Source organism: Agarilytica rhodophyticola, assembly GCF_002157225.2.
In the GTDB taxonomy this organism is placed as follows: domain Bacteria; phylum Pseudomonadota; class Gammaproteobacteria; order Pseudomonadales; family Cellvibrionaceae; genus Agarilytica; species Agarilytica rhodophyticola.
On record NZ_CP020038.1, the window covers coordinates 6,044,714 to 6,065,718 of the forward strand.

The window sequence follows — 21,005 nt, forward strand, 5'->3', positions numbered from 1 at the left end:
TCATCATATATTCTACGTTAGACTTTGCAAAATCTGTTAATACGTAAAAAATTTTACATACTACTACCATTCCATAATTATTCGTATTTATTACCACTTTAGATAATGTAATTTTAACAAGCAGTAATTAACTCGTTATCAATATCTTTTGCATTAGAACAATATTTTAAAACCGTTAGATTGTTATAACGAACCCTTGCTATATCAATGAGGAATTGAGGTCTATATTGGCGCGATAATCATGCAACCCTATGTAGCTTAACGTCACTAATAGCCTAGATATTGATAATAAATTTATTTTCCAAGTTAAACTTTATTAGTCAGTGATTCAATTAAAGAAACAATTACTATCTTAATAAAAGGATTCACTTTCATGGAAAATGGTAATCTTGATAGCAAAAGTATTGACGAGAGCTATTTAATTAATGACTTAAATTATAACTTCTATATTATCGAATCATCTTTAAATAGTTTACAGCATAAGCTTAATCATCATTCCTTCCTATTAATGAAAAATAATAGAGATAGAAACCTTGAAAATCTCATACATTCAATAGAAGAAAAATTAGATTATTTGAAGAAATTCAACAAGCATCAAAGTGATTCAAAAAATGAAGAGCACTTTTCACATCGACAAAGAGAAGTTATGAAAAATGTTAATTACCATGTCGAATTGGATAAAAATTTTAAAAAGTCCATTGTTAATCTTATGGTTTTAACACTACATTATTGGGAAACATCAACTCAAAGAAGTAAGTTGGAGCTAGCCGAATGTAGTAAACAATGGAAGGTTTATATAAATAATGGGCGTTTAATTGCACGCACTATGGAACGCTATTTAAGCATCAATAAGCTCCCCAAATATCCAAGAGTTAAAAATGTTATTAAAACTGCTGATTTCGTATTAAAACAATGTGAATTAGACGATATATCCCGAAAAAAAATTGAGAATAGTTTGCAGGAAACTTAAGAACTTGAGAAGCGCATAGCGCTGTTAAAAGCTGAAGATAAAAACACTAACACTAAGTAAAAGAGTGTATATCACGAATATACACTCTTTGTTGGATTTGTTTAATAGGATTCAGTTAACCTTACTCGATGGTAAGGTTTTCCACCGTACTATTTGTTATGCCACCACTTTCATTACTAACAGCACAAATACCGATAAAGTAATTATCGCCAATAGTTAACGTACTGGAAGCAACTAAAGTCCAAGTTACACCATTTTCAGAAGCATAACGGTTTATTGTATCTCCAACTTTTTGTAATCTTACCCAAGCACCAAGTGTGATATTGGTAGATAGGCTATGATAAATTGTACTTGCGTCAATATTATCACGATAAATGCTGACGCCACCAGATAGATGCTCAAGTGTCATAGCGGCATGCATACTGTTACTATCTAAACTACTACGTATCATTAAACCCGTTTTGGCATAAAAGCTGTCAATGTAGGTGATTCGTGCTCGAATATCAATATCGCCAGATCTTTGCGTATAGGCGAAGAAAAAATTGTCGGAAACTCCTCCCACATCAAAACCAGAAGAAGTTAAATTATAAACGCCTGTATTACTGTCGTAGGACAAGCCACCCGCTAAATTGGTGATGCCTATATCTATACTATGATCAAAAACTACTGGTGACGAACTACCTTGAGGTTCTACGCTTACTTGTATTGTCGCGGTATTTATTAGGTTTTCGCTGTCTGCCACAGTAGCTGTAATTGTGTGTAAACCTACACTAAGGGTATCGGTAGAAACATTACTACCAGAACCAATAGCATTATCAATATCTGATGACCAAGTAATATTGGAGCTAATATCACCATCTTCGTTATCTATCGCCGAAGCAATAAAATTAATCATATCACCTTCACTAAAAACTATGCTGTCTGTCGGAGCAGTAATATTAATTAACGGCTGAGTATTTACTGGATTGTTAATAGTAATCGAAACCGTATCTGTGGCGATCAAATTACCGCTATCTTGGACACTGGCAGTAATAAGGTGAACACCAAGGCTAAGTGAAGTTATGTTAATGCTGCTGGCATTACCAAGCTCACCGTCGATATCTGACTGCCATGTAATAGCAGCAGATAGATCTCCTTCTTGTTGATCATGAGCCACAGCTGAAAACGTAACATTATCACCCAATATAAATTGACTATTGTCAACAGGCTCACCGATACTAATTGTGGGTGCGGTATTTGCGGTCGTATCATTGCTCCTCTTCACTTCATCAACAACAATAGTGGTGCGAGTAGATGTTTCCGAATTAACAGCAACAATACCTAGGTAAAAATCAGAGTCCATAGCCATTGTCTCGCTCCCAACAAGTGTCCAATTAACACCGTCACTAGACCCATAACTGCGCAATGTATTAGCTATTTTTTCTAATCTTACCCAATGACCTTCTGCCATCGCTAAAGAAGAGGCGAGATAATGGGTATTACCTAGCTCTTCTGTTCGGTGAATCTGTAAACCGCCAGCGGAGCGTTCGATAGCAATGGATAATTGGCTGTCACTCGGTTCCAAACTATTACGAACCATAAGCCCGGCTTTAGCATAGTGATTCGAAATACTTGCAATACGAGCTTGTACATCAAAATCACCGCTAATAGTTTCATAAATATAAAAAACTTGATCTGCCGAACCGCCGAGATCAAAGGCCGATGTTTCTATTGTGTATGCATTATCTGTAGCATCATAGTTAAAGCTTCCATTTTGACCTGCTACACCAATATCGATACTCCGGGAAAAGATTGGGCTTGAATCGCTAACTGCAGGGTTTGCATCTTCATTATCCAGCAGTCCATCACCATCTGTATCTCGCGGGTCGGCAACATTTGGATCAATTCCAGTAGTAGGATTAGCACCTGGGTCACTATCAACACCGGCAGTATAATTGGTTGGATCACCATCGCGATTTAATTCATCGTAATCTAAGATACCGTCACCGTCGCTGTCTGCGGCATCTGGATCAGTACCTAAACTTAGCTCTAGAGAATCTAATAACTCATCGCCATCACGATCAAATGTTAACAACGCACTATTAATGTTAGGTAAAGGGCCAATATGGTCGTTGCCACTTTGCGCTGTGCCGGTTGCCATTAATAGCTGTCTCATTTGCATCGAAGTCAAAAGTGGTGCATTGGCGGCTTTAAGGCTGCCTTGCACGGCAAGAGCCGCGCCCGCAACAATGGGCGAAGCACTGGAAGTACCCGAAAACAAACGAGTATAGCGCTGACGAATATCGCCAGGATTAAATAAGTTTCCATAACCTGTGGTAGCAACTAAACGCCCCCAACCTTGCAAATTTACGCGGCTACCATAACTGGAAAAAGAAAGCCTTGCGCGAGTGTCTTTATGCCCTGCCCCCACAATAATTGCTCCGGAATCTCGCACACTCGTATCGAAGCGTGACTGACAACTTGGATCATCCAAATTTACCTGGCCATTACCGGCAGCCATGATAACTATAATACCATTAGCTGTAGCAGTAGAAATAGCGTCAAACCAAGGAGTGAACCACTCTACCGGGCCATAAGCTTGATCGCATACCGTTGTTTGTTGTTCAATAAGAATAACATCACCAGGATTTAAGTGAGACGCAGCTAAATTTATCGCACGTCCAACGTTGTAACCAAACTCTTCTGTTATTGCAGGAATAACCAAGGCCGAAGATTGAGGCACGATACCGGTGATACCATAGCCATTATCACCCCCTATTAACTGACCTAAAACAGCAGTACCATGATTCGCTTCATTTTCTGGAAAAGGGTTAGAAAGGGTCGCACTATCAATATTAGCCGAAGGTGGTAATTCAAGGTCTTCGTGATCGAGTACCCAATCGTATTCAATATCAACGATTTGCATTCCGTCACCTCTCACCCCAGGAACTCGACGGCTCGACATTGCGCTAATGCCAACCGGAGCGGAATCAAGGTAACTTTGACGGTCAGAAAAATCTGGTGTTACAGGGCTCAAATCAATTGGTAATGGCGCCGGTAGAGGCTCAGGCTCTGCGAATTCAATGATATCTAAGGCATTTAAATCATCACATACTTGAGCTGCGTCGATATTTGATTTTAGGGTAAGTGAGTAATACAGGTTTAAATTAGCTAACTCTCGTTTACTACGTGCTTCACCTTGAAGTTTCATTTGGCTTAATTGTGATGTAGGCTGATCAAAGTAACGCTGTAATTGTTTTTGAGTAATACTATGTTGAGATAATACTTTATTTAGTCGTATTAAATTCAACCCAGCAGCTGATTGCAATTGACCACCAATCAACGCCACTGCTGAATTTTCCCGAAACTTAACAACAATTCGCTCTCGGTTTTGCCAAGGCTGTAGCAAAGTACGTTTCGGCTTTTCTTGCACATATCTAGATAACAAGCCTGTGTTTGGTAATGAGCTTCGAATATTCCCTATTTTTAAATCTACACGATTTGAACTCTCATTCCCATAACTATAATTCATATAAAATATTGAGAAAAAAAACCCCAACCAATAAATTTTTTCACACAATCTAGAATACAAAAAACCAAAAGAAAAATTCGAAAAAACAATCATATTTTCCCACTCCCCCACATTAGGATATATATCACCCAGAAATTGATATTGAAAACAGTTTTAAAATATAATAAACAGGCTAAGGCCTCAGCCTGTAGTGTCTGTATAAAGTAAGATTCATATATGACCTCATCCTTAAGTAGAGAATTAATATTTTTTTATGCTTAACTACATTAACACTTAGCCATATTCCATTTAACACAAATACTACTAAGTTCCTTATTAGGAAAAAATTTATTAAATTGTATTTAAACAGGAATAACTTTAAACTCAGTAATCACCATACAAAGCAACTTCAATAAATTTTTAATTTTTCACTCCTGAGAATGCAATTCAAGCATTACAAACTTTCGTCTTTTTCATCTTTTTTAACAATTTGTCGCCTTAAAGCAAACATATAATACGCGTTACGTATAGAATACAACGCTATCATATTTACTAATAATGTAATACCACCAAAAGTTGTATAATATCTTCTTAAGAGATATAAACTGCAATTCGAAAACAACATACAGGAAACAAGTTTTTATAATAAAATAGGCATCGCAAATCCAAACTTTTATTATTTTTATAAAATCCGCATAGATAAGTAAGTAAAGGGATAAATAGATAAGATAAACAGATCAAAAGACAAATAAATAATCTTGCGCAAGCTGATCTTCTCTCCAAGCATCTCTAATAACAAATGCTTCGGATTTTTCGAGAGCTGTATTTATTTATCGTCGGTAATACACGTCGAACTCTAATCTACTAAAATCAAGGTAGCTGCTGATAAATTTTATACTATTTTTCTCATAATTTCTTTAATATACTGGATAAAACAGCCTATTCCTATTATTAGCATTTCCCTTTTTTTACTTCTTCCTTTTTGCTCAACAAACGATTTTTCATTTCTTCAAGCTGATGTATCTTTTCATCAATATCCATTATTTTATCGTCAAGAATCTTATTTCTCTCAGAAGAAGAGAGATAGTTGTTATCCGTTAGGTCAGACAGCTCTCGAATTTCTCTTAAGCTAAAACCTAGAGCCTTTGCTTGTAGAATAGAGGTGAGTTTGTGAGCCACAGATTCGTCATAATGACGATAGTTATTTTCAGTAACAGTCGTATATTTGATTAAACCTTTCTTCTCATAAAACCGAATAGTATCCACCGATACGCCAATTTTCTTACTTAAAGCACCAATCAACAAGATTCAAACCTCCAAATAATTCTATTGACTATGGAGCATAGTCAATGGTTTACAGTATTTAAATCAGTATAACTCTATTGGAAATACAATCAAATATGACAATACACAGAATCGATGTGAACATTATTTATTCATATTTTCCGTTCGCCAGGAAAACATAAACCAGCGGCTTGTAAAAAGGTTTATCACATCTTTTGTTAAATTAAGATGAGGAGGAAATATATTCAATATTGAAAAAACTATCAAAAACGCAGAATTTCCTTAAATTTTTGCACTACCGACTTAACAACGAAGAATTAACACTGAGGTAATCATGAAAATAACTTACTTACTTTTAACCCTTATTACGATAATTTTTATACAAAAAAATGTCCATGCTTTAGAAACAACAAATACATATTGGGAATCAAAATTTGAATGTCCAAAAATTAATAACCCAGATCCACAACAAGATACAGACGCTTGGTTACAAGTATTTGGAAAAAAATCTCAGCAAGTGGGGGCTCCAATGTACGGTATCAATATCTGGCAAGTTGATAAAATCAATCTTCTTGAGTCTATACAGAATATGCTCGCTCAAGGACAACTTGCGTTTACAGAGTCTATTGGTAATGCACACTCGATAAAGGTGTATAAAGATGATGAAAGTGATTTTTTTACTGTAGTATTTATCTATCAATGGATGTCTTTTGGCAATGGACAAGCACCTATTGATGTTAGAGACCTAACCACGCGTTTTCTCGATATTGTAGAAGCATATAATTGGACAGCAGTAAAGCAATTAAATCCAGATTTGTTTTCTTATTCTAAAATGATTAATCGAAAATTTCATAGAAATATTTGTTACTATAAAAATAGACGTTCATAGTAGGCATTTATTTTTTAAAAACGTATTTATTTCTAGATAGCTGCTCTCTTTACAGCATATTTCACTAAAATTTTCTTATTTAGTTTTGCATTTAGAGGGCTCTTTAAAAGCCAACTAAAGCCCTTTAATTATTTATTATATGAGAATAATTTTTTTAAAACCATCATCTAAGATGATTAGAAATTATTACTCATAAAGGGAATCACTAGATGAATCTAGCGTTTGAAATTCTCGGCTAGGCATAAAAAGCTGTATATCAATCGGCTAATACCGTATATTTATTAGCTATAATACTGATAACCATATTTTCAGTTAAATCAGTTTTTAATTTTTATTGATAATAAGCTATGAACCTTGAACACTTGAAGTTATTCGTCCGTATTGCTGCTATCCAGAATATTAGTTTGGCAGGTAAGGAACTCGGCTTATCACCAGCGGTTTCCAGTTCTCATATAAATAAAATAGAGGAAGATTTAGGTGTACGCTTAATACATCGAACGACGCGCCGTGTATCACTTACCGAGGAAGGAAAAACTTTTTTGCCCCATGCTATGGAAGTACTGGAAAAGGTCGAGAGTGCACGAGCTTCAATCGGTGTTGGCAGTGTAAGTCCACAAGGAAAATTAAGAGTGGCGGCTCCCGCCTCTTTTGGACGTATGCACTTACTACCAGCGATCGATGATTTCTTACAGCGTTATCAGGATTTACGTATCGATTTACATCTTAGTGATTGCATTATTGATATGGTGGAAGGAGGTTTCGATATCGCAATACGTGATGCAGAGCTAAATGATTCTACATTAATCGTACGAAAGTTAGCTCCAGTCACACGGATCATTTGTGCTTCCCCAAGTTATTTAGCTAAACATGGTGAGCCTCATTCCCCACAAGATTTAGAAAATCATCAATGTGTTAATCTCATCGGGTTAGAAAATTGGATATTTAACACGCCTGACGGCAAAGTAAACATCAAAACTAACAACGTATTTCGAACAGATAATGGTGAGGCAGCTAGAGATGCTTCGGTTAAAGGTTTAGGGCTCACACTAAGCTCCACTTGGTGCTGTTACCAACAGGTACAAAGTGGAGAACTCATTCAGGTGCTAAAAGATTATCCACTCATATCCAACACAGCTATTTGGGCGGTATACCCAAGCTCCCGTTTACTGGCGCCAAAAGTGAGAGCATTTATTGATTTTTTCTCTGAGCGTTTTGCTGATAAACCTTACTGGCAAAAGTGCATCTCTTAAATTACCACCTTTAATATTTATTGACAAAGTTGACTGCATCTAGGTCGCCACTGAAAAATGATGAGAGATTTGTCACTGTTGTTTCGGCGATAGCTTTAAGCGCCTCTTCAGTAAAAAAGGCTTGATGCCCGGTAATCACTACATTTTTAAAAGTGGTCAAGCGGGCAAATATATCGTCCTGTAAGACTTCATTTGAGTTATCTTCAAAAAATAAGTCCGCTTCCTCTTCATATACATCTAAACCAAGATAACCAACCCGTCCTGTTTTTAACGCAGCGATCACTGCAGGGGTATCAATTAACGCTCCACGACTGGTATTAATAAGCATAACGCCATCTTTCATTTGGCTAAGAGAGTTACTGTTAATAAGATGATAGGTTTGTTTTACTAAAGGGCAATGTAGGGAGATGATATCGGATTGCTCCCAAATTGAGCCGAGCTCTACAATTTCGATATCCATGCTTTTAAGTTCATCACTTGGCTTGGGGTCAAAACAAAGCACTCTACAACCAAAGCCTTTCATGATTTTTATAAAAGCGATGCCGATTTTACCACCGCCAATAACAGCGACCGTTTTGCCGTGTAAACTAAAGCCCATAAGCCCATTGAGAGAGTAATCATTTTCCCTTACTCGGGAAAAAGCTCGATGAATATTACGATTAAGATCTAAAATTAAAGCCACCGCATGCTCTGCAACCGCACAGGGAGAGTATTCAGGAACTCTAGCCAAAGCTATTTCGTGGGCAGAGCAAGCATTGAGGTCGATATTATTAAAACCTGCACAACGCATGGCAATTATTTTTATACCGTAATCGGCCAAAGCTTTCACGACATCGGCATCTACTACATCATTAACAAAGCAACATACACCGTCAAAACCTTTTGCTAAAGCGACAGTCTGCCACGTTAGTTTGGGCTCAAAAAATGTGAACTGTAACGCATCATCGCTCAGTGCTTTTTGTAGCTGCTCTTCGTCGTAGGGCTTGCTACTAAATACTGCTATTTTTTTACTCATAAAGTAATTCCTGGGAATCGGTTAGCACTAATTCATACATCATAGTTATCGCTAATGGGGTTACGAGGGATGATTATAGTACTGCCAGTAATCGATATATTGATTACTAACACATTTAATCACCTTAGACCCAACTGCTAACTTGTAGCCAGCCATCGAGATTAACTTGGCAGAGCAATCTGAAGTGGCACTCTTTGCAGTAGAAAATGATATGTTGTAACATATTTAGATAAAGTAAATTTACTACCTGTTCATCTATTACAGTAAACCCTGAATTCAATCATATTGAGAGACGCTAATGACCGATAAAAGTAGGCTACCCGTTACCGTACTTTCAGGATTTCTTGGTGCCGGAAAAACCACCGTACTCAGCCATATCTTGAATAACCGACAAGGCAAGAAAGTGGCTGTAATTGTCAATGACATGAGTGAGATCAACATTGATTCCGCCATTGTGCAAAACGAAGTCTCATTAAATCGCAGCGAAGAGAAATTAGTAGAGATGAGCAACGGCTGTATCTGCTGTACCTTGCGAGAAGATCTACTACTAGAAGTCACCAAACTTGCACAGGAAGGACGCTTTGACTATTTGGTCATTGAATCTACAGGAATCTCCGAGCCCCTCCCGGTTGCCGAAACCTTTACCTTTGCTGATGAAAGCGGTGTATCCCTGTCAGATGTGGCAGACCTGGATACTATGGTTACAGTTGTCGATGCTGTTAACTTTCTACAAGATTACGAAAAAGCACAATATTTGAAAGACGCGGGTGAGTCTCTGGGAGAAGATGATGAACGCAGTGTCGCGGACTTACTAGTCGATCAGGTAGAATTCGCCGACGTGATTCTAATAAGTAAAACCGATCTAGTAGAAGCTGCAGAGCTTGAGCGCTTGCGCGCCATCCTGAGAACACTCAATACCGATGCCCAAGTTATTGCCATTACAAAAGGCCAAGTGGATATAGATGCAGTACTAAATACAGGGCTATTTGATTTCGAGCGTGCCCAACAAGCGCCTGGCTGGCTTAAGGAGATGCGAGGGGAACACGTACCAGAGACTGAAGAATATGGCATTGGCAGCTTTAGTTACCTAGCAAGGCGCCCTTTTCATCCAGAAAAATTTTATCAATTTCTCCACAATACGGAGCAATACGGCAAACTAATTCGTTCCAAAGGTTATTTTTGGCTGGCTTCTCGCCCCGAATTTGCAGGCCAATGGAGTCAAGCGGGAGGCATTGCTCACTATGGCTTTGGCGGTATGTTTTGGAAGGCAGTACCTAAGGAAAATTGGCCAACAGATGAAGACTACCTCGCCTCGATTGAAAAGCAGTGGGTTGAGCCTTTCGGTGATATGCGTCAAGAATTGGTATTTATTGGCCAGGGCCTAGATCAAGCAGGTATGACGCAAGCACTGGATGACTGCTTACTAAGCGAAGAAGAGGTATTACATGGCAAAACATACTGGGCAACATTGAATGATCCATTCCCCGCCTGGAGGGAAAATGCATGAATGCAGTCACCTCTGAAATCACTGAACAACCGATTAAATTGCGCCGTGCAGCACAAGATAATGAAGCTGCTATTTTTACCGATATTTACCGGGAAGATACCAATATTGCGATTTGGCAACGGCAATTATCTGCATCATTGCAGGAAGCAGTGCAAAGGTTTTTGGCATCTAAAACAAGCTTTCAGACATCGCTGACAGTGAGCCCTCAGAGTGCCTTCGATAATATTAAAGGAGAGCTTGGAGATGACCAGATAGAATTGAGCGAAAACATTGCTGAGCTAGTAGATATGTTTTGCTGTTTATTTGAACTTAAACGTGCGGGTTTACGCTTAGCTATTCTCGATCATGCAATGTGCCCAAGATTTCACGTAGATCGAGTGCCTTGTCGCCTCATTACCACTTATCATGGAATCGCCACTGAATGGCTAACTGATCATATTGTCGACCGCAGTAAGTTGGGCGCTGGTAATAATGGATTATCCGATGAACAATCAGGGCTTTTTAAGAACAGCTCAGAGCTGTCTACAAAAAGCTCAGGGCTGTCTACAAAAAGCTCAGGGCTATCTACAAAAAGCTCACGGCTGTTCAAAAATAAGCAGAATATTCAACAATTAAAAAGTGGTGATGTAGCTTTGCTGAAAGGTGAAAATTGGGAGGGGAACGAGAATGCAGGTTTAGTCCATCGTTCGCCCGCGTTGTCAGCAAATGAACGCCGCCTGTTGTTGACCTTAGATTTCAACAACTAATAGTTTGTAGCATGTTACATTCAATGAAAATCAAAATAACGCATACCTTCTTATTTCTGCTACTATCAGCCAATGCAATTATATCGGCAAACGCAGGGCCTCATTCCCATGAAGCTCACGAACATGGTGTAGCACAGCTAACCTTAGCCATTGAAGGCAATGTATTGGCAATTGAGTTTGAATCTCCCGCTGCTAACTTAGTCGGATTCGAACACAAAGCTAGAACCCAAGAAGAAATAAAGCAGGTTAAACAAGCGAAAGACATTCTGAACTCGCCTGAAGCTTTATTTTCATTTGTTGGAACAAATTGCATTGCGCAAAAAACCACCGCAGATGTTTCAGGTGTCAAAGGTGATGCTCATAATGAACATAAACACCATGATCATCCCAAAAACCACAGTGAAATCACAGCGAATTACCTTTTTAACTGTAAAAATAGCTCGCAGCTCACTTCGTTATCAATCGCACTGTTTGAAAAGTTTAATGGTATTAAAATAATTAATGCCACGTGGATAACGGACACTGAGCAAAGAGCAGAAAAATTGAATGCTGAAAAGAAAATAATTTTTTTGAGGTAAGCAAAATGACAAGAGTTGAGCAAATCATCGATCATGCTGAGCAACAATGTAAAACTAATGGAGCACGCTTAACCAATAAAAGAAAACAAGTGCTATCGGGCTTACTAAAGTCTGAGAAGGCTTTATCTGCATACGAGCTAATCGATATCTGCAAGGCAGAATCAGGTGAAACTTTGCCGGCCATGTCAATTTATCGAATTCTAGAATTTCTTGAAAAAGAGCAACTTGTTCACAAATTAAATTTAGCCAATAAATATGTTGCTTGTGCTCACATCACTTGCGACCACGATCACTTTGTATCGCAATTTTTAATTTGTGGCCAATGTCAGAAAGTTCGAGAGATAAGTATTAGCAAAACCACCATCGAAGAACTTCAATTGAACGTAGAAAAAGCTGGCTTTCACCTTATGAGTCCGCAATTAGAAATGAATTGCGTTTGTGACGCCTGTATGGCAAGTGCAGCTTAAATAAGATATAAAAATGAAAATGTTCCAAACACTGACCGATAAAATGGCAATCAGCCTATCCTTGCTTTGTGCAATTCACTGCTTGGCTTTTCCTTTCATGGTGGTAGTGCTGCCTAGTCTTGCAGCCTTGCAGCTAGATGAAGAAGTATTTCACTTTTGGATGCTATCGGCAGTAATCCCTACAAGCACTTATGCATTAACCATGGGTTGTAAACAGCATAAAAATTATAGTGTTTTTATGCTGGGTTTACTCGGCCTCTTCGTCTTAGTATTTTCCGCCATTGTAGTTAAATCACTCCTGGGTGAACTATGGGAAAAAATCATGACCTCTTTAGGTGCAGGAATAATTGCTTATAGCCACTATCGGAATTACCGTTTATGTCAAGATCAAGGTAATTGCGTTTGCCCTGGTCGTTGTGAAGAGTAAATAACAAGTTACGGTATTACTTTATTATTAGAGTTAATAACTCTTTCCAAGTCCTGTCGATTAAAACCTTATGGATTAGTGCCACCGACAATGGCCAAAACCGATAACAAAAGCAGGCAAAGATTATATTGAAGACCTGGGGAAAAACCATGAAAAAACGAAATGCACTAAGTGCAGCGATAACACTTGCGCTATTGGAGATTGCGACTGGCCATGCTTACGCTCAAGACTCGAAATTGGAAACTGTAGTTGTTATTGGTGAGCGCGAAACACCACTGGTAAGCAAAGTTGTTGGCTCTGTTGATGTAATCAGTCAAGAGGAACTAGCTTATGAACATGTTGATGATACTTTAGAATTGTTTAACAAAGTTCCCGGTGTCTATTTATCCCGATATAATCAAGGTATTATCAATACTGATATCGCAATTAGAGGTTTTGCTGGCGACGGCGTTACTCCTCATGCAAAACTACTTATCGATGGAGTTCCGGCTAATCTGCATAATGGTTTCAATGAGCTTGACCAATTATTTCCATTAAGTATTGCCTCAATTTCCGTATTTAAAGGCACTAGTGATCCTCGCTACGGACTTTTCAATATTGCCGGTAACTACAATGTTGCAACAAGGCAAGATGATGCAAAAGAGCTTGAGTTAACAGTAGGTAGTTTTAATACCCAAGAAGCACAAGCTTATGCCGGTTTTTCCAAAGAAGGTTTTAAACAAAGTTATGCTGGTGGCTACCGCACTAGTGAAGGCTATCGCGATCATACGGATTTAGATAAATACGCCTTATCTGGTAGCTGGGAATGGCAATTTGATACCACAAAAGAATTAAGAATTATCGCTCGTCATGCAGTTTATGAAGGCGACTCACCAGGTTACTTTAATGACCCTGAAACTGCTCGAGCCACCCCGCGCCGCTCCGAGCCTTTTGCCAGTCAAGATGGCGGTGAAAAAGAGACTAATCATTTAAGTGCACACTGGTCACAGGACTTTAATGAAGAATTGCAATGGCAGCTAAAAGCCTACACCCAAACCTATGAGAGAGAGCGCTGGGTGCGCTTCAGTGAAGCAGGTTCACTTCAGAATCGCTTCGACGATCAAGATCATTGGGGATTAACATCTACTTTAAGCGTACAGTTAACAGATAGCTGGACTGTAGACTGGGGCGTGGACTATGAATTTCAAGACGTTCTCGAGCAACGCTTCAGAACCATTAGCAATGATAGCCGCACGCGAGATACCTCAGCCAATGGTGTAATACGAGATCGTGCCTATGATTTTATTACCTACGGCAGCTATTTACAGCTGGCCCATGAACCAAGCGATCAATTGCGTTGGAATATTGCTTTACGTGCAGATCAATTAGATGGTGACTACCTAGATCAGGCTACTGGCGAAACTCGTGATATATTCGACTTTGGGACGATTATCCAGCCTAAATTTAATATTGTTTATGCGCCATCGGAGCTTATCAATGTATTCGCAAACGCAGGCCGCAGTTTTCAAAGCCCCTTCGGGAGAGGTGCATATCAAGCAGCGAATAGCCCTTCTCGTGATGTATCGCTAAACGATGGACTAGAATTTGGTACACAGTGGACGCCAGCAGACATACTCACTGTGAGATTATCTTACTGGCAACAAAATGCCAGTGATGAATTTATTAACGTTGACGGTACTAGCCAAAACATAGGCGAAACAGATAGAAGCGGTTTTGATATTGCGTTCAATGGTGATCTAAATGAAGCTTGGTCTTATTGGGGTAATTTCACCACTATTGAATCAGAAATTGTTCGAGCAGCAGATGTATTAGGAAATGTTGAAGGCAATGAATTACGCAGTATTCCCGAGTACACTGCATCTATTGGTCTTAACTATCAAGTCACACCAAACTTTGTTACGCGAATACATGTCGATGCGCAAGGTGACTACTTTATCAATGAAGCCAACGTCGGTGGAAAGTTTGGTGATTACACACTGCTAAGTGCAAGCGCGGACTACGATGCAGGTTGGGGGAAAATAAAGCTACAACTCAACAATATTACTGATGAATATTTCGAATATGCTTTCGATTTTGGTAACGATGCAGCATTTACCATACATTCACCAGGCGATGGTATTAACGGTAGTGTTTCTGTTAGTTGGGATTTATAAATATAATTTTGTGTTTAAAGCCTACCCTTAGGGTAGGCTATTTTTATGTATTCTAGATAGTATTATGCAGACAAGTACCGCACGACTACATCATATCGATCTGCTTCGAGGCTTGATTATAATTTTTATGATAGTTGATCACGCCATGGTCTATTGTAGTAGCTATCATGTTAATGACCCAATGGATATTCCTGGTACCGAACCAAAAATATTTTTCTCCCGTCTACTCTCTCATTTTTGTGCGCCATTATTTATATTCTTAGCCGGTCTCTCTTCAGCATTAACTGAAAGCCGTGCAGAAAATGGCCGGCAATTTGCAACTAGCTTAATTCAACGAGGCTTCGTTCTTATATTACTTGAATTTACACTTATTTCCTGGTCTTGGAGTTTTAACCCCCTATATCCTATGCTCTATGCACAGGTAATTTGGGCGATAGGATGGGGCTTTGTATGTTTAGGAATACTACGCTTAGTTGATGTAAAACTAGTATTTATTGTTGGTTTAATGATCGTTTTTGGGCACAATCTACTCGATAGCATAAACTTCGAAAGCAATACTTGGCAACATTATTTATGGTCGGTATTACATCAAAAAAATGTTCTGACACTTCCTTTCGACTTTAAAATAAGAACCACGTACCCGGTGCTTCCTGTCATTGGTTTAATGTGTTTAGGATATATTGCCGGGCGTTATTACATTAGGCAAAATTTTTCAAACAAAACTGAAAGACAGGCGCTACTAGTTGGTATTACATGCCTACTTTGCTACTTCGTACTAAGAGGCTTTAATATCTATGGAGATACAGGGCAGTTTGCTTTAAAGGATTCTGCTTTGCTTACTTTGATGGCATTTTTCAACCCTACAAAATATCCTCTATCTTTACAATTTATGTTATTGACAGTGGGCACAGGTTTAATTGCTTTATTCTTTTTTAAACATTCGAAACCGAAATTTTCTGAGAAGTTTTTACAAACCTTAGGCAAGACCAGCATGTTCTCTTACATTTTGCATCTATACCTACTACACTTTTTAAGCTGGTTACTTATTCCAGTACTCGGTTTTAAATTTAGTGACATGACCTACGGAGAAACCTTAATCGGGCTACCAAAAGGGTTTGGTCTATCTTATGGTGCAACTTATTTATTAGTTATATGTGTTGTCATTTTAACTGTTCTTCTTGCTAATATTTATTTACCTTGGAAAAGAGCAAATAAAACTAACCTAATTGCAAAATACGTATAAATATGTCTATTACTGCAGTTCCGACAAATATTATTACTGGCTTTTTAGGTGCGGGGAAAACTTCCGCAATTTTACATTTACTACAACACAAACCAAGTGAAGAGCGCTGGGCAGTATTAGTTAACGAGTTTGGTGAAATCGGTGTTGATGGCCAACTATTTCAAGGACAACACACACAAGAGCAAGGCGTATTTATTCGCGAGGTGCCGGGAGGATGCATGTGTTGCGCTTCGGGCTTGCCAATGCAAATTGCTTTAAATCAGCTGTTAACACGCGCAAAACCCGATCGTCTACTTATTGAACCAACCGGGCTTGGGCATCCGAAAGAGGTGTTGCAGGTTCTCGCTGGAGAATATTATCGAGAGGTACTCTCTTTACAAAGAGTCCTAACTTTAGTTGATGCACGCCACTTATCTAAATCTCGTTATACGGAACACTCCACTTTTAACCAACAAATTGCTATTGCCGATATTGTGGTAGGCAATAAACTGGATTTATATCAGCCCGACGATAGATCTAAACTAGAGGAATACATAAAACAACATGGTGCTAATGATGCAGAAGTAATATTTACACAAAATGGAGCACTAGATCCAAAGCATTTACAGGGAGAGACAAACGCGGTATTAACCGAAAAGCCTCATCACCATCATGCTAATGAAGACAAACCTTTACTTTCAGAAATACCTATTCCAGAGTGTGGCTATCTTAAAGCAGTTAATGAAGGGGAAGGTCAATACAGCATAGGCTGGCGATTTTCAGCGGATAATATATTTAGCCGGGAAAAATTATTTACATTCTTTAATGGCATAAAAGCTGAGAGAATGAAGGCTGTAGTTATCACCGAGAACGGTGTATTTGGCTACAACCTCACTCCGGATGCATTAACAGAAATAGAGTTGGATGACTGTATAGAAAGCCGCATAGAAATTATTGCTGCTGAAACCAATGATAAATGGCAACAACAGTTAATGGCCTGTATTGCTAGCCCAAACTAATTTTCCACATTATTCGGTATAGTGTTCGTAATACTGCATTTTTAGCGAATACGCTGCCGTAGCCAAATCATTCTGAATCAGCGAAGTTTTTACAACACCTGAGATCCAAAAAGGGTCGTACAGAGCATCAAGTTTTAAACCTTCAGGGTACTCGACAAATATAATTTGATTGGGCGGTGGCGGTGGAACATGGATACAAGCACCAAAAAATGGTACTAAGAAAAACTGCGTGATAGTTTGATCATCATCAAACTCTAAAGGTACGATAAAACCAGGAAGCCGAATCGCTTTACCATCCATTTCGGGCACAACATTTGTTGATACCAAGGCCTGTTGATAGCGATCATCGCTAGCAGCGGCAATTGTGCTTTGAATTTGACTACTGATTTGATCTTCAGCAGAACCGTCTTCTATCTCATTAATATAACTCGGAGGGCTTAATATGGCATCAAGGTCTTCCTTAGGCATTAAGTCAGTCCACTGCAGCGTTTTAAAAGCAGATTTCGGCAATTTTTTCTTAGGTTTATCCGGCTTGGATTGGACAGAAGGCTTGCTCTTATTATTGACACTGAGAGATACATCCGAAGCGTTAGTCCCACCTAGCACCTCATTACCTCCGCTTAAATCTAGCAGTGAAGCATCATTACAAGCGCTTAGTAAAATTACTAGACACAGACTAAAAGCCAATTGCCATACATTATTCATATCACATACTTCAAAACGGTAAGGGTTTATTATCTATAACATTAAATGATACAATGCAACATTTACTTTTGGCAATCTATCTGATAAAACTTTTTTAGGGTCTGTTCACACTAATTACATCATGACCATTCAGCTTCACAATATTCACTTTGCCTATCCTGAAACGCCAGACAAACAAGTACTGAATATCGCCAATTGGTCGGTTTCATCAACAGAGCAAGTCTTTGTTCATGGCCCTTCTGGCTGTGGCAAATCCACTTTACTCAATGTACTTAGTGGCATGCTCAAACCTGCCAAAGGGGAGGTTTCTATATTGAACGAGCGCTTGGATAAAATGAGCCAGCGCCAGCGAGATCGATTTCGAGCTAATCATATTGGTTATGTGTTTCAACAGTTTAATCTCATCCCCTATTTAGACGCAGTGGAGAATATTCAGCTCGCCCATAACTTTTCACAGTATAAATATGAAAAATCAAAAGGTGATGGTTCATTAGAAGGTGAATTTAAAGAGCTTTTAACACAGCTTAATGTATCTGCTGAAGACTGGCATAAGCCTGCTGCAAAACTCAGTATCGGCCAACAACAACGGGTTGCTATTGCTCGTGCACTTATCAATAAGCCCAAGCTACTAATCGCGGATGAGCCCACCTCATCTCTAGATCAAGATAACCGTGATAACTTTATGACGATGTTAATGAGATTAGTCAGTGACAATAATATCACCTTGGTTTTTGTCAGCCATGACATGGCTCTATCTCAGTATTTTAAGCGTGTTGATGCACTTTTAGATATAAATCAACCAGGTAGCCAAAACTAATGTTTTTCAAGCTTGCAGTAAAAAGTCTACTAAATCGTAAAGGTTCGGTAGTGCTCACGTTAATGGCTATGACCGTCAGTATTTTTGTTTTATTAGCAGTAGAACACATTCGTCATCAAGCAAAAGCTAGTTTTACCAACACTGTTTCTGGAGTGGATCTCATTGTTGGAGCAAGAACCGGCAGCCTTAATTTACTGTTATATTCAGTGTTTCGCATCGGTTCTCCCACCAATAATATTGCTTGGCGATCCTTCGAAACTATCGCTTCTAACAAACAAGTAAAATGGGCCATTCCTATTACTTTAGGAGATTCACACAAAGGTTACCGTGTGATGGGAACCACACAAGATTATTTTAAATTTTTCAGCTACGGTAACAAACACAAGCTCAATTTCTCTAATGGCGAGGCATTCGAAGGTCTGTTTGATGTTGTTCTAGGTGCCGATGTAGCTAAACAACTGGGCTACACTCTCGGTGATAAAATCGTACTCTCCCATGGTATTGCTGCTACCAGTTTTAGCCGCCATGACGATAAGCCATTTACTATCGTAGGTATTTTAAGTCCAACGGGAACCCCAGTGGACCAGACATTGCACGTAAGCCTTGAAGGGATTGAAGCCATTCATATAAATTGGCAGCAAGGCGTAAAAATACCTGGCGCAAACACTAATATAGAAGAAAGTAAACTCAGCGAATTACAGCCAACCAGCATCACTGCTTTTATGTTGGGTTTAAAATCGCGAATTGCCACTTTCCATGTGCAAAGACAAATTAATAATTACCCACAAGAACCAATGCTTGCTATCCTACCAGGAGTTGCTTTGTCAGAATTATGGCAAATGATGGGGTTATTAGAAAAAATACTACTTTGCATTGCAATATTAGTATTTATCGCTGCTTTGTTAGGACTCAGCGCTATGCTGCTTTCCTCTATTCGTGACCGCAAGCACGAAATCCAACTGCTTAGGATAGTGGGGGCACCATCTTACTTTTTATTTTTCTTAATAGAACTTGAGGCCTTGCTTATCACTAGCCTCAGTATTGTTCTGGCTGTATGTTTTCTTGCTATCAGCTTGGTTACCGCTGAAAACTTTTTTACTCAACTTGGTTTACATATTAGCTATAATATTTTTTCTAAAAGTACTCTGTATTTTCTAGCTATTATTATCGTCACCCAGACAGTGGCGGCAGCAATTCCAGCCCTCAGTGCTTTTGCAAGAGCAAGGCATGCTTAAAAATAAGCATTATTGAGGTAAACAGCAGCACCTACTGTAGCCAATTTGGCTGAGCATAGGGGTTTTTACCTAGCGGTACTTCTAGACGATTGCTCTCTTGACTCGCCGGTAAACCGATCATCTCGTCGTATGGACTCTCGTGTCGAAGAAATATTTCAGTAATCTCGAGTTTCTCAAATTTTTGCCGTAACTGCATAAGGTTACGGCTCATAAGTACTTTATCGGCGCTTTCCCAGACAACATGCTCTTCGTCATTAATAACAACGATCGCTTGATAAAGCGCCTGCTCTAGAGAGTTAATAACGAGTTTTTGTATATCTTGGGATGCCAAGTCACTTAATAATATTTTCATAAAATAACTTCTTAACCCTAACTATTAATAAGTATAAAGAAATTTCTTAAAAATATACGTAGAACCGGAGCATAGAGATTCAAGCACTACAACATTGTAGTTTAGATATGTTTCAGTGAAACCTTCTATAACATAGATAGCACCAATCTTGTTTTATTTTCAAACATACAAGCAAGCACTCGCCAGCATTGTAACCATTTGTTTTTATTGACAATTTTACAGCCTAACTAACAGACAAACTTACATAAAAATGTGCTTATTGTACCATTTCGAATAATATTAATTGACTGAGTCAAGCTATTTATATACTATCTCGAACAAAATAAGTTTATTCGTTTGGCGCTAAAGTCAAACTACCAGTCCTATCATCTCTTTTGGAGGTGTATTTCGAAGGCAAAAATAACGATGAAGCAAAATTTACTATCGGTAGCTTTGTATATAGGCGCGATTCTTTTTATTCTCATTGGACTCGGCCATTTTCTGGGCGTTAAACATCCAATGTTATTTATCTATTTTAATACGCCCTATTTTACTTATCAGAATATTATTATTAGCGTCGGCATATTCAATCAGGCATTATTTTTTATCGCATCTGCTAAGTATCGAGCGCTTGCGCCTTACGCTCTTACGGCTGTTTGGTTAACAATAATTGCTTTTATTTGGATTAACACATCGAGCAGTTTTCTTACACTTCTTGACGCTGGTAGTGTCACCAATGGTAGCTGGGATTTAGATTGGTCCTTTTCAGAGGATCACAATAACGAGAGTTTAAAACCTAGTACTTATTGGTATCAGATTTTGCCTCTTTCGGTTTACGCGATATTCTTATCCTTTGCGGTTTATAGATTTAAGCAATAAATATATTTTCAAAAATGTAAA

19 protein-coding genes are annotated in these 21,005 nt (G+C 38.6%); 14 read left to right on the forward strand and 5 right to left on the reverse strand.

Annotated elements, in window-relative coordinates:
- The first annotated feature begins 373 nt into the window (after nucleotides 1-373).
- On the forward strand, nucleotides 374-970 hold the full coding sequence (locus BVC89_RS25010) for a hypothetical protein (protein ID WP_086933828.1): 597 nt from the start codon (nucleotides 374-376) through the stop codon (nucleotides 968-970).
- Between the two features lie 121 nt (nucleotides 971-1,091).
- Here the strand turns inward: BVC89_RS25010 and BVC89_RS25015 are convergent, their stop codons facing one another.
- Entirely contained in the window at nucleotides 1,092-4,481 is a 3,390-nt protein-coding gene (locus BVC89_RS25015) for a S8 family serine peptidase (protein ID WP_158658113.1), read from the reverse strand.
- 930 nt (nucleotides 4,482-5,411) lie between these two features.
- Entirely contained in the window at nucleotides 5,412-5,765 is a 354-nt protein-coding gene (locus BVC89_RS25020) for a MerR family DNA-binding protein (protein WP_158658114.1), read from the reverse strand.
- A 313-nt stretch (nucleotides 5,766-6,078) separates the two neighbouring features.
- On the opposite strand from BVC89_RS25020, the gene BVC89_RS25025 reads away from it, so the two are divergent.
- Complete coding sequence (locus BVC89_RS25025; RefSeq protein WP_086933831.1) at nucleotides 6,079-6,633, forward strand: hypothetical protein; 555 nt, start codon at nucleotides 6,079-6,081, stop codon at nucleotides 6,631-6,633.
- Nucleotides 6,634-6,980: 347 nt separating this feature from the next.
- On the forward strand, nucleotides 6,981-7,883 hold the full coding sequence (locus BVC89_RS25030; protein ID WP_086933832.1) for a LysR family transcriptional regulator: 903 nt from the start codon (nucleotides 6,981-6,983) through the stop codon (nucleotides 7,881-7,883).
- 10 nt (nucleotides 7,884-7,893) lie between these two features.
- Here BVC89_RS25030 and BVC89_RS25035 read toward each other — a convergent pair whose 3' ends face one another.
- Complete coding sequence (locus BVC89_RS25035; RefSeq protein WP_086933833.1) at nucleotides 7,894-8,898, reverse strand: 2-hydroxyacid dehydrogenase; 1,005 nt, start codon at nucleotides 8,896-8,898, stop codon at nucleotides 7,894-7,896.
- 298 nt (nucleotides 8,899-9,196) lie between these two features.
- Here BVC89_RS25035 and zigA point away from each other — a divergent pair, with 298 nt between their 5' ends.
- From zigA to BVC89_RS25075, 8 genes are all read left to right on the forward strand, one after another.
- Nucleotides 9,197-10,405 (forward strand): zinc metallochaperone GTPase ZigA, encoded by a 1,209-nt coding sequence (zigA, locus tag BVC89_RS25040; protein ID WP_086933834.1) that lies wholly within the window; start codon nucleotides 9,197-9,199, stop codon nucleotides 10,403-10,405.
- The gene (locus tag BVC89_RS25045; protein WP_086933835.1) at nucleotides 10,402-11,151 is read left to right on the forward strand and encodes a DUF1826 domain-containing protein; all 750 of its coding nucleotides are present in this window, start codon (nucleotides 10,402-10,404) and stop codon (nucleotides 11,149-11,151) included. The genes zigA and BVC89_RS25045 overlap by 4 nt, the downstream gene beginning before the upstream one ends.
- A 23-nt stretch (nucleotides 11,152-11,174) precedes the next feature.
- Entirely contained in the window at nucleotides 11,175-11,729 is a 555-nt protein-coding gene (locus BVC89_RS25050) for a DUF2796 domain-containing protein (protein ID WP_158658115.1), read from the forward strand.
- Between the two features lie 5 nt (nucleotides 11,730-11,734).
- The gene (locus BVC89_RS25055) at nucleotides 11,735-12,196 is read left to right on the forward strand and encodes a Fur family transcriptional regulator (RefSeq protein WP_086933837.1); all 462 of its coding nucleotides are present in this window, start codon (nucleotides 11,735-11,737) and stop codon (nucleotides 12,194-12,196) included.
- A gap of 13 nt (nucleotides 12,197-12,209) precedes the next feature.
- Nucleotides 12,210-12,623 carry a MerC domain-containing protein gene (locus tag BVC89_RS25060; protein ID WP_086933838.1) on the forward strand — a complete coding sequence of 138 codons (414 nt, stop codon included), beginning with the start codon at nucleotides 12,210-12,212 and terminating at the stop codon, nucleotides 12,621-12,623.
- Between the two features lie 149 nt (nucleotides 12,624-12,772).
- Nucleotides 12,773-14,776, forward strand: a complete 2,004-nt coding sequence (locus BVC89_RS25065) for a TonB-dependent receptor (protein WP_086933839.1) — start codon at nucleotides 12,773-12,775, stop codon at nucleotides 14,774-14,776.
- A 64-nt stretch (nucleotides 14,777-14,840) separates the two neighbouring features.
- Nucleotides 14,841-16,019, forward strand: a complete 1,179-nt coding sequence (locus tag BVC89_RS25070) for an acetyltransferase domain-containing protein (RefSeq protein WP_086933840.1) — start codon at nucleotides 14,841-14,843, stop codon at nucleotides 16,017-16,019.
- A gap of 2 nt (nucleotides 16,020-16,021) precedes the next feature.
- On the forward strand, nucleotides 16,022-17,017 hold the full coding sequence (locus BVC89_RS25075; protein WP_086933841.1) for a CobW family GTP-binding protein: 996 nt from the start codon (nucleotides 16,022-16,024) through the stop codon (nucleotides 17,015-17,017).
- Nucleotides 17,018-17,026: 9 nt separating this feature from the next.
- Here BVC89_RS25075 and BVC89_RS25080 read toward each other — a convergent pair whose 3' ends face one another.
- Nucleotides 17,027-17,722, reverse strand: a complete 696-nt coding sequence (locus tag BVC89_RS25080; protein ID WP_086933842.1) for a DUF3299 domain-containing protein — start codon at nucleotides 17,720-17,722, stop codon at nucleotides 17,027-17,029.
- Between the two features lie 121 nt (nucleotides 17,723-17,843).
- Between BVC89_RS25080 and BVC89_RS25085 the strand changes: the two genes are divergently transcribed.
- Together BVC89_RS25085 and BVC89_RS25090 are read left to right on the forward strand one after the other, a co-directional pair.
- On the forward strand, nucleotides 17,844-18,539 hold the full coding sequence (locus tag BVC89_RS25085; RefSeq protein WP_086933843.1) for an ABC transporter ATP-binding protein: 696 nt from the start codon (nucleotides 17,844-17,846) through the stop codon (nucleotides 18,537-18,539).
- Nucleotides 18,539-19,774 carry an ABC transporter permease gene (locus BVC89_RS25090; protein ID WP_086933844.1) on the forward strand — a complete coding sequence of 412 codons (1,236 nt, stop codon included), beginning with the start codon at nucleotides 18,539-18,541 and terminating at the stop codon, nucleotides 19,772-19,774. Before BVC89_RS25085 ends, BVC89_RS25090 begins: the two co-directional genes overlap by 1 nt.
- A 31-nt stretch (nucleotides 19,775-19,805) precedes the next feature.
- Here BVC89_RS25090 and BVC89_RS25095 read toward each other — a convergent pair whose 3' ends face one another.
- Nucleotides 19,806-20,126, reverse strand: coding sequence for a DUF6482 family protein (locus BVC89_RS25095; protein ID WP_086933845.1), 321 nt, complete (start codon nucleotides 20,124-20,126; stop codon nucleotides 19,806-19,808).
- Between the two features lie 405 nt (nucleotides 20,127-20,531).
- Here BVC89_RS25095 and BVC89_RS25100 point away from each other — a divergent pair, with 405 nt between their 5' ends.
- Nucleotides 20,532-20,984, forward strand: a complete 453-nt coding sequence (locus BVC89_RS25100) for a hypothetical protein (RefSeq protein ID WP_086933846.1) — start codon at nucleotides 20,532-20,534, stop codon at nucleotides 20,982-20,984.
- The last annotated feature ends 21 nt before the right edge of the window (nucleotides 20,985-21,005 follow it).

What these genes read in the sequence shown, in the direction of transcription:
- BVC89_RS25010 (WP_086933828.1), top strand. Translation starts at nt 374, where the DNA reads ATGGAAAATGGTAATCTTGATAGCAAAAGTATTGACGAGAGCTATTTA.
- BVC89_RS25015 (WP_158658113.1), bottom strand. Translation starts at nt 4,481, where the DNA reads ATGAATTATAGTTATGGGAATGAGAGTTCAAATCGTGTAGATTTAAAA.
- BVC89_RS25025 (WP_086933831.1), top strand. Translation starts at nt 6,079, where the DNA reads ATGAAAATAACTTACTTACTTTTAACCCTTATTACGATAATTTTTATA.
- BVC89_RS25030 (WP_086933832.1), top strand. Translation starts at nt 6,981, where the DNA reads ATGAACCTTGAACACTTGAAGTTATTCGTCCGTATTGCTGCTATCCAG.
- BVC89_RS25035 (WP_086933833.1), bottom strand. Translation starts at nt 8,898, where the DNA reads ATGAGTAAAAAAATAGCAGTATTTAGTAGCAAGCCCTACGACGAAGAG.
- zigA (WP_086933834.1), top strand. Translation starts at nt 9,197, where the DNA reads ATGACCGATAAAAGTAGGCTACCCGTTACCGTACTTTCAGGATTTCTT.
- BVC89_RS25045 (WP_086933835.1), top strand. Translation starts at nt 10,402, where the DNA reads ATGAATGCAGTCACCTCTGAAATCACTGAACAACCGATTAAATTGCGC.
- BVC89_RS25050 (WP_158658115.1), top strand. Translation starts at nt 11,175, where the DNA reads ATGAAAATCAAAATAACGCATACCTTCTTATTTCTGCTACTATCAGCC.
- BVC89_RS25055 (WP_086933837.1), top strand. Translation starts at nt 11,735, where the DNA reads ATGACAAGAGTTGAGCAAATCATCGATCATGCTGAGCAACAATGTAAA.
- BVC89_RS25060 (WP_086933838.1), top strand. Translation starts at nt 12,210, where the DNA reads ATGAAAATGTTCCAAACACTGACCGATAAAATGGCAATCAGCCTATCC.
- BVC89_RS25065 (WP_086933839.1), top strand. Translation starts at nt 12,773, where the DNA reads ATGAAAAAACGAAATGCACTAAGTGCAGCGATAACACTTGCGCTATTG.
- BVC89_RS25070 (WP_086933840.1), top strand. Translation starts at nt 14,841, where the DNA reads ATGCAGACAAGTACCGCACGACTACATCATATCGATCTGCTTCGAGGC.
- BVC89_RS25075 (WP_086933841.1), top strand. Translation starts at nt 16,022, where the DNA reads ATGTCTATTACTGCAGTTCCGACAAATATTATTACTGGCTTTTTAGGT.
- BVC89_RS25080 (WP_086933842.1), bottom strand. Translation starts at nt 17,722, where the DNA reads ATGAATAATGTATGGCAATTGGCTTTTAGTCTGTGTCTAGTAATTTTA.
- BVC89_RS25085 (WP_086933843.1), top strand. Translation starts at nt 17,844, where the DNA reads ATGACCATTCAGCTTCACAATATTCACTTTGCCTATCCTGAAACGCCA.
- BVC89_RS25090 (WP_086933844.1), top strand. Translation starts at nt 18,539, where the DNA reads ATGTTTTTCAAGCTTGCAGTAAAAAGTCTACTAAATCGTAAAGGTTCG.
- BVC89_RS25095 (WP_086933845.1), bottom strand. Translation starts at nt 20,126, where the DNA reads ATGAAAATATTATTAAGTGACTTGGCATCCCAAGATATACAAAAACTC.
- BVC89_RS25100 (WP_086933846.1), top strand. Translation starts at nt 20,532, where the DNA reads ATGAAGCAAAATTTACTATCGGTAGCTTTGTATATAGGCGCGATTCTT.